Genomic DNA, 16,431 nt, shown 5'->3' with positions numbered 1-16,431 from the left:
TCATTTTGTTGCTCAAGTTTACTCTTTTCCTTCCTCTTTTTCGCCTTGATTGTTCTTCACAGCTTTGGCGATATCAGAGACCGCTTCGACGAGATTGATCGGCATCGGGAAGATGATGGTCGATGTCTTGTCTGTGGTGATTTCAGTGAGCGTCTGCATGTATCGAAGTTGCAACGCATTGGGTGCTTCGTTAAGCATTTCTGCCGCTTCTTTTAGCTTGTTGGACGCTTCTAATTCACCGGTTGCGTGGATGATCTTCGCACGGCGGTTACGCTCTGCTTCGGCTTGGCGGGCGAGGGCGCGCACCATGCTGTCGTTAAGATCGACATGTTTCACTTCAACCGTTGCGATCTTGATACCCCAATCGTCGGTCTGTTGGTCGAGTATGGATTGCAGATCTTTGTTGAGGCGTTCACGTTCAGAAAGCAATTCATCCAGTTCGTGCTGACCAAGTACCGAGCGCAACGTTGTCTGCGCAAGTTGGCTGGTGGCATCGCTGTAGCTTTCAATGTTGTTGATCGCCATTTGTGGGTCAACAACTCGGAAGTAAACCACGGCGTTGACTCGGACTGATACGTTGTCACGGGTGATTAAATCTTGAGTCGGAACATCCAAAACAATGGTACGTAAGTCGACACGAACCATTTGTTGAATGAAAGGAATTAAGATGATCAAACCCGGTCCTTTCACTTCTTGGAAGCGACCGAGGAAGAACACCACGCCACGCTCGTACTCACGCAGCACCTTGAACATTTGCGTTGCCAGTGCAACCAATAAAACAATGATAACGGCAACAGTGTAGAGCATCATAAGCGCCTCCTATTCCTTAGGGCGGTCACTGGGTTTCACGGTTAAGGTCAACCCTTTAATTGTTACCACGGTGACGTGGTCTCCTTGTTTGAGCTGGGCGTCAGCCTTGGCTTGCCACAAAGCACCATCCAGCTGGACAAGCCCCGTTCCATCAACAAAATCATCGCTCACAACTGCGAGCTTGCCCGGGTAGGTTTCTAGTCCAGTAGTGGCTTTTTTGCTGCGAATTTTAAGCAGCAAGCCAACGGTAATCACGATTAACCCAACAGAGAAAATAGCGATACCAATGATCAATGGCAGAGCGATTTGGAAGCCGGGGATGTCGCTGTCCATTAGGAAGATCGAGCCGAGAACAAACGCAACGACACCACCTAAGCCGAGTATGCCAAAGCTCGGGTTAAAGGCTTCAGCAATCATCAGAGCAATACCGAGCAGCAGTAACCCTAAACCAACGTAATTCACTGGCATCATTTGTAGGGCATACATGGCGAGTAACAAGCATATCCCACCGAGCACGCCGGGCAAGCCGATGCCGGGGTTGTAAAACTCTAATAGCAGTCCGTAAATACCAATCAGCATCAGGATATAAGCGACGTTGGGATTGGTGATCACCGCCAACATTTCTGCACGCCAGTCTGGGACGCGTTCCACCCACGTTGGATTATCTAACGTCAGCTTATACGGTTTGCCGTTGAGTTTGACTTCGATGCCATTAATCGTTGAAACCAAGTCTTCGGGCGAGTTAGCAATGTAATCAATAACGTTTAACTCTAGCGCTTCTGAAGCGTCTATATTTGCAGCTTCGCTGACGGCTTTCTCTGCCCACTCTGCGTTTCTGCCATGCAAGCGAGCCAAACCTTTGATATATGCTCTGGCGTCATTAATGACTTTCTTTTCCAATGCGGTTTTAGCAGGCACTTCATCAGAGTTTTTGCCTGATGATTCATCATTCGATTCGTCATTGCCTTTGTCGTCGGCTCTCGAAGGTTGCTGTGGTGCTCCGCCTAGTGAAACGGGCGTAGCTGAGCCTAAATTAGTGGCTTCTGCCATCGCGGCAACATGACTAGCCAGCAGAATGTAGGTGCCAGCGCTGGCTGCCCGAGAGCCTGACGGACCAACCCAAGTAGCAATGGGTACGGAAGAGGTTGTGATGGCGTGAATGATGTCTCTCATTGAGCTATCAAGTCCGCCGGGGGTATCCATTTTTAGTATGACGAGGTCGACGCCGTTTTGCTGAGCCTCTTCAATCTCTCGCGACAGATAATCGCTCAGAGCAGGACCAATTGCGCCTTTGACTGGCAATACCCAAACGGTGCTCGCTAGCGCTTGGCTAGCGAACAAGAGTAGAGGAAGAAGCCACAATCGTATCTGTTTCATACAGCCCTCCTTGTGTTACCACTGGGACTTATTGAAAACGCTATTTAAAGTATATACCCAAGTGACTTCAAGATGCAGGATTCAGAGCGTTGTCATTGATTCGAGAGCAAGGAAAACAACGCGGTGTAATAGCTAGCTCTTTCCAAGTTGTTTGACGCAGCAATCGGGTCAATGACACGCTCCCAAAGGGCGAGCTGCCTTGGCTTGTATACTTTGTTGTCGATTCTTGATTTAGACCCACTAAACCTTTAAATCGCCGCCGCGTCTACAAACCAAGTCAGTCTCGCTGAACCTAGCATCTCGAGGTTACTTGGGTATAGATACGCGTGGACAACAGAATGGATTTATCCGTCGTCTCCAAATGTATAAGCAAATGTACAAGGGTGAGGCTTAAGCTGTAATACACACTTTCTCACGTAATCTGGGTTTTCATGCGTTGTGGTTCGTAAGAAAACCAGTAAACTGCGAGGAATCAACGACACTCAGACAAGAAGGTAAGTGGGAAGTTATGATGTTAATTGCGATTCGATTGGTGAAGCTTGCCGTTATCTGTGCAGTGTTCTTCACTATCTACGATTTGATTGCGTTCGGTGAGGTGACTTGGATTAATCGTTTCTTCAATCTATAATCTGAAATGAAAGGGGCATCGTGCCCCTTTTTACTGTCTAGTTTGCCAGTTCTGGTTGCGTAGGTGGGGTGTTCACCACAGACATCTGTTGACATCGATCTTGAGCTAAAAAAAGAAACTTGTCGTAGCCGCTTTTCTCAAGCTCTTCACTAGAAACCAATTGCTTTACAATGTTATCGCAGCGCTTGATCAGCAGTTCGACCTCTAATGACGATTTGTTGCTCGGAAAAGCACGTGTTAGCACTTTGATGATGTTAATACACACGGTTCTTAGCAGCGGACAACGAGCCTGAAGCTCAATTAAGGCATCGATCAAAGCTTGGTAATCTTGCTCAGCAGCACGAATCTTCTTGTACTGTTCTTGCATCCAAGCTTGGCGCTCCGCGTTGTCGGTTTCTAAAGAGCGACCAAGGGCAATTTTACTCGATAGAATCGTATCGCTTGAGTCGGTTTGTAGGTTTTCAAAACACCAAGTGATGGCTTGAGAAAACTCAGATTCGAAGTTCATCTCATGCAATAACCAAGCGAGGTGAAATTGTGCATAAAAGTGAGCGAAAGGCTTACGGCGATACAAATCACTGAGCACTTTAAACGCTGCAACGTACTGGTTTTCCTCAATCGCAATGTGCGCGGCAATTAAATCCAATTCGTCCTTAATTGCTTTGTTTTCTGGGCCATTAGTGATCGATTTAAACAGGCTTTTTGCCTGAGCCAGCAAATCCTCACGACCTTCTAATTTTCGCACGCAGTAAAGCAAATTGCGGATCAAATTTAGCTTAGAGAAGGTGTTGTTGCGATAGGTATCTTTGTTGATCTCCATGTAAGCGTGATAGTGCTGCAATGCTGAGTGGTAATCGTGCTCTGCAAGGCACAAGTTTACAATCACCAGTTCACGTTCTGAATTTCCTTCAACCAAGCTGTTTGCTAGCTCCAAGTGTCTGATTGCACTTGGTACTTCGCGGTTCAACATATTGAAGTTCGCGGCACATTCACGTACTTCTACGTTGTTCGGAGACTCTTCTAGCAGAGTACGCACTAAGCGATGCGCTTCGTCGTTTTCACCCAGAGAAACCAATGTGTTCGCCAAGCCGATTTTTGCCCAGTTAACGTCTTTGCGTTCAATGACTTGTTCGTAGACGATTTTGGCTTCGTGATGCAACTTTAGGCGCGTTAGGAAATCAGCGCGGAACTTCTCAATGATGAAAAAATACTCGGGATGAAAAGGCATCAGCTCTTCACATGCTTTTAAACCGGCGTGAGAGTCGTTGTTGAGTTCTGCTTGATAGATAGCCTGCAACACGTTCTTGCGTTTCACCGCTGCTGAGATGCGTTCTCGCAACGTAATGGAATTAAAAGGTTTGAGTAGGTACTCGTCTGGTTTTAGCTCGATAATAGCGCGTACGATGGTCGCAGAACTTTCACCGGTCACTAGAATAAACACCGTGTCATGGTTGAGTAATTTGAGATGTTTTAGTTCTTCAAACAGCTGCTTGCCATTCATACCTCGACCGAAGTTATAGTCACAAATGATCAGATCGATACGCTCTTGGTGAGCAATGGAAACCGCCCCCTTGGCTAAGCGAGCGGTGAAGATGCGTTTGTCAGAAAAGCCAAGCTTGGTCAGCATGTTACGTAATGTCAGTACCACGATAGGTGCATCGTCGACGATTAACACATTGTACTGTGAGAAAGATTTGGTATTCATTTCAAAGAGACTCATCATATGAACCATGTGACCGCGAATGAACAGTCACTGGCTAGAATTAGATCAAAGCTTCCAACTGCTCAAAGGGAATAGGGCGACAGCGAACAAATCCTTGGTACAGTTCCACACCAAGTTCGCGCAAATAACTTAACGTTTCAGTGTCTTCCACACCCTCAGCCACTGACTTAAGCCCCAAAGACTTAGCTAGATGTAGGCTCGATATGGTGATCTGCTGGCTTTTGAAGTTCGTCAACGCATCTTTGATGAACTGGCGGTCAATTTTCAACTCGGTGTATGGCAGTGTTGCCAGTTGGCTGAGTGATGAGTAACCCGTACCAAAATCGTCAATCGCTAAGCCAACGCCTGTTAAACGTAAGTTAGCGAGATTCGCCAAGGACGTGACGCTGCAGTCGTATACTTCATCCTCGGTGAGTTCAAGCGTGATGCGTTCAGGTGCGATTTGGTATTGATCGCACAACGCAAACAAGCGAGCACTCATAGGTTGCTTGAGTGTCTTTTGATTCATGTTTACCGATAAATTGATATTTACCTTCAGTTGAGACATGTCTTGCAGCGCGTTCTCTAATACAATCCAGAACAGCTTATCTAACTCGTTACGAGCCTGAATCTCAGTAATAAACTGTGCGGGTGCAATAATGCCGTGTTGTGGATGTCGACAACGCACTAATGCTTCGACGCCGATCAGGCGGTTATCTTTCGCGGAGTATTGAGGTTGGTAATAGTTGAGAAACCAACCTTGCTCAAAAGCAGTGCTAATTTCATCCCTACCTATCAAAATGGGCAAGGCCACCACTTGTTCTTCCAATGTGTATTGTTTGAACTCATTAAAGATCTGATTCAACTGCTGATGAGAGATCGGCTTAGTTAACGCTCGAACAAAGCCATAACCCGCAGACAAACACATGTTGTAGGTGATTTCGACCACATCTTGGCTCATTGCACTTAAAATCACGACACCTTTAGGGCGAGCGCTTTCTGCCAGGTTGGACAGCAGGTTCACCCCGTTAATGTCTGGCAAATCAATATCGCAGAACATCAGATCGACAGGCTGAGTCTCGCAAATGGTCGCGACTTCAGCACCTCGATGGACGATAGTAATCGTGCCCTCAAACAGACGATTGAGCAAAATCTTAAGATTAGTTGCTTGTAATCGATCGTCTTCAACAATCAAAATATTCAATTAATTGCTCTCACTCATTTCCAGCCACTGTTGTGTGGTACTGACTATGGTTTCTAATTCGTTAATAAGCGCGGTGCGAGCCTGAGTTTCTTGCTCACTGCCTACTGAAGACTCACATTGCATTGCCACATATCCAAGCTGGACTAAGTTGAGGGCGGCGGCTGATCCTTTGATGCGGTGCGCGATGGACTTGAGGCTTTCTTCTCCAGACTGAATCAACGCAATATCGTTGCTCAAAGCCTCACAAATCACCTGTGCCATTTCGAGCTTTTCTTCGTAGCTGTAGTCTTCAAGCCAGTCTTCTTGGCGTTCACTGTTAAACGCTCTCGATAAGTATTGCTCGCATAAGGCTTGTAGATCGCCCAAGTTATATGGCTTAAACAGTACTGTTTCCATGCCATTGTGTTCCGCTTTTTCAATCACATTACGTGAGTTTTCTGCGGTACACGCTACAACGGGAATAGAGGCAAACTTACTATCTGCTTTGAGTGCCTTAGTCAGTTGGTAGCCGTCCATATCAGGCATGTGGCAGTCAGTAATCACCAAACTAAAAGAGGTGATCGTATTGTCGCTTTGCGCTTGTTCTAACACCTCAATGGCTTCGATGCCACTGGCTGCAAGCTGGCAATTAACCCCCAGCTTTTCAAACTGACGCTTAAATAGCAGTCGATTGATAGCATCATCATCGACGACTAACACACGACCATCCCAATGATACGCTTCTGTTAGTTCCAAAGGGCTTTGCGTGGTCGTATTACGGTTCAATTTCTGCAAAATCAAATCGGGATACACATTAGAGTAATGCGGATCTACCTCGACAACATGATGCTTGCTCTCAAATTCATCTAGCGTGACTTGCCATGTATTCAGCCAACGCTGGACTTGTTTGCTTTCAGTATAAACCGGAACCAAAGCAGTCAAATCAAGCGGTTGACTGGTCATCGGAAGTTGCACCTTGATGGTTGTGCCTTGCTCTTTTTGGCTTTCAACCTTAATGCTGCCCTCCATGATGTCGACCAAGCTTTTGACGATAGACATACCAAGCCCAGTTCCCCCAAAGCGGCGACTGATACTTTTATCCCCTTGGACAAAAGGTTGGAAAAGAGCAGCCAATTGCGCCGTGCTCATGCCGCACCCGGTGTCTTGTACACTAAATTCAAGCTGATTTTTGCTGACATGGACGCTCACAATGACTTTACCGTGTTCGGTGAACTTTACGGCATTGCTCAATAAGTTATTGATGATCTGGTTGACTCGCAACCAATCAAGAACCACCAACGCATGCGGCGTCGGAGTCCAGTTCAACTCAAACGTTAACGATTTTTGCTCTATGGCTTTCTCAAAGCTTCTTAGTGTTGAACCAAGCTCTTGATAAACATTGCCTGCATGAACATCCAACTGAAGCTGGTTCGCATCAATCTTCGAAAAATCTAGAATGTCATTGACGTGCAGCTGTAATCGCTCTGCAGATTGCATTGCGCTTTTCAGCAGCTCTTTGCTTTCTGAACGTTCTAAATCTTGTTCTAACAACTCCATTAAGCCCAACATTGCAGCGATTGGGGTGCGGAGTTCGTGACTAACCACGGCTAGAAAATGCTCGCGAGCCTCGATCGCTTGCATTGCCTTTAAGTTGGATGCTTTCAGTGCGGTTTCTTTCTGTTTAAGTTCACTGATGTCATCAAACACCGTCATGCAATATTGAGCCCCTTCTTCCGGGTGGAGTAGGGTCTGCTTACGAACGCGGTAGTGTTTGTCTCCCAAAGAGCATAAAGACGTTTCTGAGCTTTCTGAATCTGTGTTTACGCACTCTCGGGTCAACTTGAGCACTTGCTCTCGTTCATCATCTGGAATGCTCTTATCGACATTGCAGCGCGAAAGCATGTTAATAAACGGCTTGTTTGCCAGAATCTGCTTGTTATTGTCATCCGATATCAGAATTTTATTGGGCAGTTGATCCAGTACGGACGACAACCACTTGTTTTGCTTTTGGCGAATCTGAGTTTCGTATTCTTTGCGTTTGATGGTACGAGTCAGATGTCCGGTTCTAACGATGTAAATCAGTACTGCAACCAATAAAAGGCAGACGCCACCCAACGCCCAAATGACGACGGTTTCTTTGTCGACACCGTATTGAACCGTTACTTTATTGTGGCGATCCATTAACTGTTTTAGTTCAGCGTCGGTCGTGATCTTAAGTACCGTGTTTAGTACTCTGCGCAGAAACTCCGAGTCTTTTCTTAACTCCATACCCAATTTGATTTTCAACGGCATATCGTTGGGTGGTGTCGCTGGCTTAAACTTCACCCCTTGACCACCGTAGTAATGATTGTCAATCAGGCTTTGGTTGACGAATGCGTGAGAAATGTCGCCGTCTTCAAACGCTTTCATCAAACAGTCAAACTCTCTATAGACCGCAGCAAACTCATATTCTGGATGTTCGAGAAAATGAGGGTAGAAGTTCCCTGAACGATCCAGAATCGCGACGGATTTCTTCGCTCGTTCGTTGAGTGACTCAATAAAACCATATTGAAGGAACCCAAGTGTGCGAGTGGTAATAAAGCGCTTTTTATCTGTTAGGTTGATGTTTCTTGCAGGCAGCAAATCGACCATCTTTTCTTGAAGCATCAAATCCACATCACGTCCATTCGTTGGCACGTATTCGAATTTGATCATGCTCTTTTGTTCCATAAGCTTTAATAAGTCATGGACATAGCCTTTTAGCTCACCTGTTTCTCGGTCGAGGTAAGACAATGGGTATACGTTATCTTGAATCGTATAACGAACTGTTTTGTGCCCTTGTTGCTGCTTCAAAATATCCAACATCAACTCGTTGTGAAGAATGTTGATGTTGGCTTCAATGTGTAAACGACTATGTTTAGACTCTTTCGAGTGCTTAATGTACTTGTCGATGATGCTCATTAGCTTTGGTGAGTTCTTGCCAGTAAACACCGTGACCTCTCCCGGTTTAAGAGATCGGTTGTAAACCACCTTACCAACAAGTTCGCCATTCGGATTTTTAAAGCCGTAAGAACTCAGTGTAGAGAGACCCACGACAGCAGCATCAGCAGCGCCACTGTTGAGTGATGCTGTCATCATTAAGTTGTTCTTAACAGCATGAACGTGTTTGAACCCCAGCGCGTGAACTTGGTCGCACGCACTGGAATCTTTAACACAAACCCATTTCAGCTCATCAAGAGGTTTGTTTGCGAGGCTGTCATCTCGAAGCCATATCAGTCTTAGCGTATTGAAAATAGGTTGAGAATACAGAAAGCGTTGCGCACGTTTTTGAGTCGCAACAAAGCCGACGGTTAAGTCGATTTCGCCGTTTTCCAAGCCATCAAATAAAGTGTTGAGGCTTTTATATGGCACGTACTCAGCACCAACATGCAAGTCGTGCAGCATGGATTCCGCGTATTCGATGTTGATGCCTTCTTTTGATGCTAGGTCTCCCCAATAGGGTAGCCAGTCACCTTCGAGAACACCGACTTTTAGTGATTCTTTGTTGTTTAGAAATTCCCTCTCTTCAAAGCTCAGAAAGTCTTGAGCAAAGGCGTTGAATGAAAGAGTAGTCAGTAATGCGGTGATGAAAGCGAAAAGTTTCACTAGGTTCAAATTTCCAGCCAAGGACGGAATCCAAAAAAGGGGGCGGAATCGTATAGCTTTTCGCCACTTTCCGCCAATCAAGGATGTTTGTCCTGTCGACAAGTTCCGCTTGATATTAAAGAGGGGGATTTGTGCAAACTTGCGCACGATTAATCAATAAGTTATGGGAGGGTGCTCAATATCCATACGGGCAGTAATGGAAAAAAAGTTAAAAGCAACTAAGTTCATATTAAGAGGTTAGGTAAGGATACCCAGAACTATGAACAAAAGGCTTACCACAAAAGGGTTATGTGGATGTTTGATGATAGGTTTTTGCGCTTTCGCTATTGCTGGTACTACGCATGATGACGAAGTGAATTTTCAGTTGGTGCAACCAATTGATGGCAAACCTACGATCGACATGGATCTAGCTCGAGTTGGTTGGCACTTGTTCCGAGACCCAAAGCTTTCATCTAATGGCACGATCAGTTGTGAGACTTGCCATGATCTCTCGACGAATGGTGCAGAATTGACGCCAGTTTCTACTGGGGTGCATGGCGTTGGCACTCGCAATTCAATCTCCGTTTTTAATGCCGCCTTAAATTATCGATTTCTATGGGATGGTACAGCAAACTCGCTGATGGCTCAGATCGATGGTCCAGTTCAAAACCCATTGGAGATGGACTCTAATTGGGAAGAGATAGAAAAATATGTTCAGACCAACCCGTCATATCAGGCGCTTTTTAAGCAAGCGGATAACCGAAGTATTGATGTGAACAACATTAAGCGTGCAATTGTGGAGTTTGTTAAAGGGCTCCAGACGCCAAGTTCTCCATTTGATGCTTATTTGCTTGGTGAGACAGATGCTATGAATGAACAGGCAATACGAGGCTGGGAGACTTTTCAGCAAGTGGGTTGTGTTCAATGTCATCAAGGACGAAATATTGGCGGGGCGATGATTCAACGGTTTGGCTATTTTCAAGTACCTGATGACAACCTCGACACAGGACGGCATTTAAGAACCTCTGATGGAGAAGACAAGTTCTACTTTCGAGTGGCAAGCTTACGGAATGTAGGACAAACCAGCCCTTACTTTCACAATGGGCAAATTGATAAGTTATCGGATGCCATACAAATCATGTCGCAGACTCAATAGGGTGTAACGATGAGCGACGATAACGTGGCAGATATCGAAGCCTTCCTTAAGACCTTGAGCGCCCCAAGACCTGCAATTTTGGAGGTGTTTGAAAATGAATAAATTCCGTTTAGTGAACGCCGCCTTATTCGTCGTTATTGCCGTAATGGCGGTGTTAGCGTGCATGAGCCATGTGAATTCAAAAAATACTCAAGGGTTGCACGCATCGCTTTCTGAAATTGGTCACCATTTGATAGAAGCCCGAGACAGAGTCGTCAATCGTTATTCAATGGAAGAGAGAAAAACGTACGAAATTACCGAAAGTTTGGTTGAGCTTGAACTTGCCGCCGAGAATCTATGTTCGGTTTTTAAACAGTCAATTTGGTTTGAATTTACGCCTACGAAAAATCGTGTAAAAAATATCGTAGCTCAATTTGATGGTAAGGTTCGCGATGCGACGCAAACCCTGGACATGTTAATTGGTGTTCAAGTTGCAAACCAGTACGAGTCACTCACTCTACACAATATTTATCAACGTCAGTTTGCGGCGCAAAATGATGACTCTTGGTTAGAGAAGCACTATTTTAACTTTCTAACCAATGCCGCATTACAAGGCGATAATCCTCAAAGTCAAAACATCTCATTGTTCTTGAATCGACTGCGCCAAAGTGAGCGAAAGATAGAGTTGCTTACTAACAAGATTTTAGAAAGCCATTATTTTGAGTTTGTTGAGTATTCTGAACATCAGTTACTTGAGATCGCACAGCGTGAAGCTCGACTCACATGGGTGTTTGTTCTTTTGTCCATCATCTTATTGGTAACCGTATTTGTGCTGCAAACTCAACATCGTGTGAATAAGCTCAAACATCTCAATGACGAATTAACTGAAGCGACAGAAAAGGCGGAACGTGCGGCAAAAGCCAAGTCACAATTCTTAGCAACCATGAGCCATGAGTTAAGAACGCCAATGAATGGTGTATTGGGCATTTCGCAAATCATCGCCAGCGAAACTCAAGAAAAGACAACCAAAGAGCATGTAAAAGTGATCTTGGACTCTGGTCAACACCTCATGACGATTCTCAATGACATTTTGGACTTTTCTAAAGTTGAAGAGAACAAGTTGGAACTAGAAGCCGCACCATTCAATTTACCTCAAGTGCTAACCCCAGTTTGTAGTGCGATTCAGCCTTTAATCGAAGAGAAAAACATTCAGCTTTACGTCGAGAACGAAGTGCCAGAAAACATCGAGTTTAACGGTGACTGCGCGCGTATTCGACAGATCTTGTTCAATCTCGCAGGCAATGCCGTGAAGTTTACGGGTGATGGGCATGTATTGATCCGCGCTGAGCTTGATGAACAAAGAAAACGTCTTCTCCTCTCGGTGAACGACACTGGTATTGGTATTCCGGAAGATAAACAAGGTCGCATTTTTAACTCGTTCGAACAGGCTGATACCTCTACCACGCGTAAGTTTGGAGGTACAGGGCTTGGTCTCGCGATTGTCAAAAAGCTCACTGAATTGATGAGTGGAGAGATTAAGCTCAAGAGTGTTGAGAGCATTGGGACTCAGTTTTTAGTGGATCTTCCTATCCCTTGGGTAGAGAAAGAACAGCCGGCAATGCCAAACACCAAAGCTGAGCAACAGCAGGAGAATAAACGCAATCTGCACATTCTCCTTGCCGAAGACAACCGTGTGAATGCGATTGTGGCGAAAGGTTTCTGCGAAAAGTTAGGGCATACGGTCGAGATTGCTGAGAATGGTTTGATTGCGACTAAGAAAGCGCAAGAGAACCAATATGACTTGATACTGATGGACAATCACATGCCGGAGATGAATGGGGTTGAGGCGACGCGATTTATCCGAGAGAAGATTGGTGTGAAGACCTTATTGTTTGCTTACACCGCCGATGTGTTTAGAGAAGCGCACGATAACTTTATCGACGCGGGTGCTGACCATGTACTGACCAAACCATTGCAGCGAGAGAGCTTTGCTGATGCGCTCAAGCAGTTTGCCTCTCGTTTACCTGTGCAAAATGACGTATCGGATCAAGCTGAAAACGTGGTTGAGTTACATCGTGAACCAATTGAGAGGCTGAGACTGACAGAAGAAGAGCTGACTCATTCTGAGACGGTAGAAATGCTCAAAGAGGAGCCTGATGCACTGTTAGATCTGCTTGAAAGCATAGTGAATGATTTCGAAAAATCGGTTGATGAGTTGATTGAGTATTTCATGGCAGAAGACTTATCGTCACTTTACAGCACCTTGCACACCACCAAAGGGATGGCGTTGAATCTTGGGTTAGACACACTGGCGAATCAGGCGCTAGAAATCGAAACTCAAGTTAAGAACAAGCAGATTCCTGATATTGAACAATTGCAAAAGTTGATCAACCGACTGCAAGTTAATATTCATCAAGGACAGCGTTTGATTGATCGTTGCCGAAAGCAACAAACAGATTCAAACCAAGTGATTTGATCGCTCTATACCCGCATTTTCTGCCTTGTGAGTGGGAGTAAGCACTAGGTTGTGGTCTACTTAGCTCTCTTTTGAAATCATCTCCTTTTGGAGTGCGCAACGACAGGGCAGGGAATTGCAATGAGTCAACATACCGCAGTGATTAAATGGCAACGTCAAACCGACGAAATTTTCAGTGATAATCAATACAGCCGAGCGCACGTTTGGCAGTTTGATGGTGGGCTTTGTGTTCCTGCTTCGCCATCTCCTCATGTTGTTCCATTGCCTTTATCTGTAGCTGAGAATGTGGACCCAGAAGAAGCGTTTATTGCGGCACTTTCAAGCTGTCATATGCTGGTCTTTCTCTCTATTGCTGCTAAACGCCGTTATGTGATCGACTCCTACGTAGATGAAGCGGTGGGCGAACTTACAACGGGAGAAAATGGTAAAGAGTGGGTTTCAAAAGTGACACTTAGACCAAACATTGTCTTTTCAGGAGACAAACAGCCGACACGTGAACAGTTAGAAAAAATGCATCATATGGCACATGAAAACTGCTTTATCGCTAACTCTGTAAAGACCGACGTCGTGACAGAGTTATTGGATTAGGAGAATGAGCCATTAAAAGCGTTAGTGAGGTGAAGCTTTCATAATCTTGCTTGTTGTGTAACCTAAGTTATACCCAAGTGACTTCAAGATGCAGGATTCAGAGTGTTGTCATTGATTCGAGAGCAAGGAAAACAACGCAGTGTAATAGCCAGCTCTTTCCAAGTTGTTTGACGCAGCAATCGGGTCAATGACACGCTTCCAAAGGGCGAGCTGCCTTGGCTTGTATACTTTGTTGCCGATTCTTGATTTAGACCCACTAAACCTTTAAATCGCCGCCGCGTCTACAAACCAAGTCAGTCTCGCTGAACCTAGCATCTCGAGGTTACTTGGGTATAAAGCTCTAATTAACCGTTTAATAGTTTGAATATGGGTGACTGGTTTCACATTTTGGTTCATTTTAAGTCGGTATGTGAATCAATGTTGTGCAGTGGCGCAAACTGTTTGTTGTTAAATTAATGTTAATATCGAATGGTGTGTCATTGATTAATAGCGAGCATGGATGTGCAAACGCCTTTGAATCCCTTTATTCAAGCGAATGGATTACCTCAATTTGGTCATTTAGCATCGATTCCCGAATCGCTTCAGTTGGATGCGTTTCAGTATCTTAATGAGATGGACCAGCCTGCATCGAGTTGGCGTAAGCGATTCGACTATAAGCAATTCCAGTTCATCTCGATCGTGACAGAGAAATACATCATTGGTGTCGCGATTGCTGATATTCGTTATTTGGCGTCTGGCTTTTGCTATGTGTTTGATATCGAAACTCATGAACTTGTCGAGCAGCAGTGGCTAAAGCCGCTCAACATGGGCTATCAAACACAACCTTCTAGTTGGAACAGCCAAGCCTATCTCGCTAGTGACACCATCCAGTTCAACATTGAAAATGGACTCTGGCATATACAGCTTTCAACAGACCTTATTCAAGCTGACTTAAGGTTAACGCCTGAGCCAGAAAGTTTGCCTTTGATGCTCTGCACGCCAACAGCATATTCGGGCTGGACTTACACTCAAAAACACAACGCACTCGCTGTTCAAGGTGAAATGAGCGTGAAAGGGCAGCCACAAGATCTCACCAACGCAGTCGCTGGGTATGATTTCTCTGCTGGTTACATGCGCAGAGAGACCAGTTGGCGATGGGCGAGCATCAATCACCAAAGGGAAGGCAAACGGATAGGACTGAACCTTGCGGCTGGTGTGAATGAAACTGGGTATTGTGAAAACGTCATTTGGATTGATGGTGAACGGCATTTGATGCCACCTGTCCAATTCGAATTTTCTCGCCTGCATCAAGAAGCGTCATGGCGAATTACCTCACAAGACAAGCGCATCGACTTGATCTTCAAGCCTAAAAATCAACGCTCAGAGAAAAAGAACTTTTGGTTTTTGAAGAGTAACTTTCGTCAGTTTGTCGGTTACTTTTCTGGTTATTTGACTGATGACAATGGCATTAAACATGAACTTGATGAGGTGATGGGACTCACCGAAGATCATTACGCGAAATGGTAGGAACGGACTATGGAATGGTCACAGATTACGGAACATCCTGATTTATTGTTGATGTTGCTCGCACCAATATTCTTTCTTTGTATTGCGGCAGAATATTGGTTTGGGCAACGTGGTGGTCGATTACCTGAGAGTGCGCGATATTACTTGCCAGAAGTCATGTGTAACTTTGTATTGGCTGGGCTTCATCAAGCGACAGATATCTTAACAGGACTGCTGATCGCTAAACTGTATTTGTGGTGGTTTGGTTGGCGCTTGTTTGATATCGAGATGACGGTTTCTACCTTCCTGTTACTCATGGTCTTGCAAGATTTCTTCTATTATTGGTTCCACCGAGCAAGCCATCGTATCCGTTGGATGTGGGCAGCGCACGTGGTGCACCACAGTTCAGAGCGTATGAACTTCAGTACCGCATTTCGCCAAAGCCTGATGTACCCATTGGCAGGCATGTGGTTATTCTGGTTGCCACTGGTCATTATTGGATTTGATCCTAAATGGGTGGTGTTTGTTGTACTGCTCAATCTTGGTCTGCAATTCTTTGTTCATACTCAGTCGATTCGGTCCCTTGGCCCTTTGGAGTGGGTCTTCAATACACCATCCCATCACCGAGTTCATCATGGTGTGAATCGTCAATACATTGATAAAAATTACGCTGGTGTATTGATTATCTGGGATCGCATGTTCGGGACGTTCGAGCCTGAAGTAGAAACCGTCCGTTATGGCATCTCAAAGCCCGTTAACAGCTTTAATCCTATTACCGTGACGTTTGCAGAATGGAAAGACATGTTCAAAGAGGTGACCCGTCCCAATTTGTCTTGGCGTCAGCGCTGGCGGTGCTTGTTTGCTCCACCGTCCGATACAATTGAGTAACTGCTCTGAATGATTAACTAAACGCCATACCATTAATGCTTGACAGTGTTCGGTGATGTTGTTTTAATGCGTACGGTGTTTTGTAAGTTTTAAGGGACGGACGATGACATTTAATCGAGTTTTCTCAATTGTAACGATGACCGCCGCTATGCTCAGCTCTGGGTACGCATACGCAGCACCTGCTTTTAGTGCAGATCAGTTGTGTAAAGCAGGGTTGGCACTGGCTATTGATAAGCAGCCTCGCGGGATTAAATCAGCGGGAACATCGGGTCAACGTATTTTGCTGGCTTTGAAAAATGGCAAAAACGATTGGGATTACCGCTGCACGGTGAATCGTCAGAATCGTACGTTAAAGATTGATGCTAGGGACTTGAAGCGAAATGATAAATATCTCGCTCAAGCCTTACGTTATCGCATCAATGAAGGGAAGCGATCGGTTGAGGTCACCATGAAGAAACGCGCTGGTGGCGGGCTGAAAAACGACACGTTCACGACACTTCAGTTGGATTAACCCCAAAGATATGGGGAACACAATAACGAAGACGCGCCCCTGCAC

The 16,431-nt window shown here is 45.2% G+C and carries 10 protein-coding genes and 1 pseudogene; 6 read left to right on the top strand and 5 right to left on the bottom strand.

Going from position 1 to position 16,431, the window contains the following annotated elements:
- Nucleotides 1-18 precede the first annotated feature (18 nt).
- The 5 genes from OH463_RS18715 to OH463_RS18695 form a co-directional block, all read right to left on the bottom strand.
- A complete protein-coding gene (locus OH463_RS18715; RefSeq protein ID WP_045408932.1) occupies nucleotides 19-810 on the bottom strand; it encodes a slipin family protein in 792 nt (263 codons plus the stop codon).
- A 9-nt stretch (nucleotides 811-819) separates the two neighbouring features.
- A complete protein-coding gene (locus tag OH463_RS18710; RefSeq protein ID WP_269992039.1) occupies nucleotides 820-2,187 on the bottom strand; it encodes an NfeD family protein in 1,368 nt (455 codons plus the stop codon).
- A gap of 665 nt (nucleotides 2,188-2,852) precedes the next feature.
- Nucleotides 2,853-4,520 (bottom strand): tetratricopeptide repeat-containing response regulator, encoded by a 1,668-nt coding sequence (locus OH463_RS18705; RefSeq protein WP_269992037.1) that lies wholly within the window; start codon nucleotides 4,518-4,520, stop codon nucleotides 2,853-2,855.
- 58 nt (nucleotides 4,521-4,578) lie between these two features.
- Nucleotides 4,579-5,721 carry an EAL domain-containing response regulator gene (locus tag OH463_RS18700; protein ID WP_269992035.1) on the bottom strand — a complete coding sequence of 381 codons (1,143 nt, stop codon included), beginning with the start codon at nucleotides 5,719-5,721 and terminating at the stop codon, nucleotides 4,579-4,581.
- On the bottom strand, nucleotides 5,722-9,324 hold the full coding sequence (locus OH463_RS18695) for an ATP-binding protein (protein ID WP_333482791.1): 3,603 nt from the start codon (nucleotides 9,322-9,324) through the stop codon (nucleotides 5,722-5,724).
- Nucleotides 9,325-9,583: 259 nt separating this feature from the next.
- Here OH463_RS18695 and OH463_RS18690 point away from each other — a divergent pair.
- The 6 genes and pseudogenes from OH463_RS18690 to OH463_RS18665 all read left to right on the top strand — a co-directional run bounded on the left by OH463_RS18690 (nucleotide 9,584) and on the right by OH463_RS18665 (nucleotide 16,386).
- A pseudogene (locus tag OH463_RS18690) lies at nucleotides 9,584-10,561 on the top strand (cytochrome-c peroxidase).
- On the top strand, nucleotides 10,554-12,914 hold the full coding sequence (locus tag OH463_RS18685; protein ID WP_269992031.1) for an ATP-binding protein: 2,361 nt from the start codon (nucleotides 10,554-10,556) through the stop codon (nucleotides 12,912-12,914). Before OH463_RS18690 ends, OH463_RS18685 begins: the two are co-directional and overlap by 8 nt.
- A 120-nt stretch (nucleotides 12,915-13,034) precedes the next feature.
- Entirely contained in the window at nucleotides 13,035-13,502 is a 468-nt protein-coding gene (locus tag OH463_RS18680) for an OsmC family protein (RefSeq protein WP_005452274.1), read from the top strand.
- A 495-nt stretch (nucleotides 13,503-13,997) separates the two neighbouring features.
- Complete coding sequence (locus OH463_RS18675) at nucleotides 13,998-15,008, top strand: DUF2804 domain-containing protein (protein WP_269992030.1); 1,011 nt, start codon at nucleotides 13,998-14,000, stop codon at nucleotides 15,006-15,008.
- 9 nt (nucleotides 15,009-15,017) lie between these two features.
- Nucleotides 15,018-15,875, top strand: a complete 858-nt coding sequence (locus tag OH463_RS18670; RefSeq protein WP_038899429.1) for a sterol desaturase family protein — start codon at nucleotides 15,018-15,020, stop codon at nucleotides 15,873-15,875.
- A gap of 103 nt (nucleotides 15,876-15,978) precedes the next feature.
- Nucleotides 15,979-16,386 (top strand): hypothetical protein, encoded by a 408-nt coding sequence (locus tag OH463_RS18665; protein ID WP_269992025.1) that lies wholly within the window; start codon nucleotides 15,979-15,981, stop codon nucleotides 16,384-16,386.
- The last annotated feature ends 45 nt before the right edge of the window (nucleotides 16,387-16,431 follow it).

It is taken from the genome of Vibrio sp. NFR (assembly GCF_027587095.1).
In the GTDB taxonomy this organism is placed as follows: Bacteria; Pseudomonadota; Gammaproteobacteria; order Enterobacterales; family Vibrionaceae; genus Vibrio; species Vibrio harveyi.
This window is presented reverse-complemented; position numbering and strand designations above follow the sequence as displayed.

What these genes read in the sequence shown, in the direction of transcription:
- OH463_RS18705 (WP_269992037.1), bottom strand. Translation starts at nt 4,520, where the DNA reads ATGAATACCAAATCTTTCTCACAGTACAATGTGTTAATCGTCGACGAT.
- OH463_RS18715 (WP_045408932.1), bottom strand. Translation starts at nt 810, where the DNA reads ATGATGCTCTACACTGTTGCCGTTATCATTGTTTTATTGGTTGCACTG.
- OH463_RS18680 (WP_005452274.1), top strand. Translation starts at nt 13,035, where the DNA reads ATGAGTCAACATACCGCAGTGATTAAATGGCAACGTCAAACCGACGAA.
- OH463_RS18710 (WP_269992039.1), bottom strand. Translation starts at nt 2,187, where the DNA reads ATGAAACAGATACGATTGTGGCTTCTTCCTCTACTCTTGTTCGCTAGC.
- OH463_RS18665 (WP_269992025.1), top strand. Translation starts at nt 15,979, where the DNA reads ATGACATTTAATCGAGTTTTCTCAATTGTAACGATGACCGCCGCTATG.
- OH463_RS18675 (WP_269992030.1), top strand. Translation starts at nt 13,998, where the DNA reads ATGGATGTGCAAACGCCTTTGAATCCCTTTATTCAAGCGAATGGATTA.
- OH463_RS18670 (WP_038899429.1), top strand. Translation starts at nt 15,018, where the DNA reads ATGGAATGGTCACAGATTACGGAACATCCTGATTTATTGTTGATGTTG.
- OH463_RS18685 (WP_269992031.1), top strand. Translation starts at nt 10,554, where the DNA reads ATGAATAAATTCCGTTTAGTGAACGCCGCCTTATTCGTCGTTATTGCC.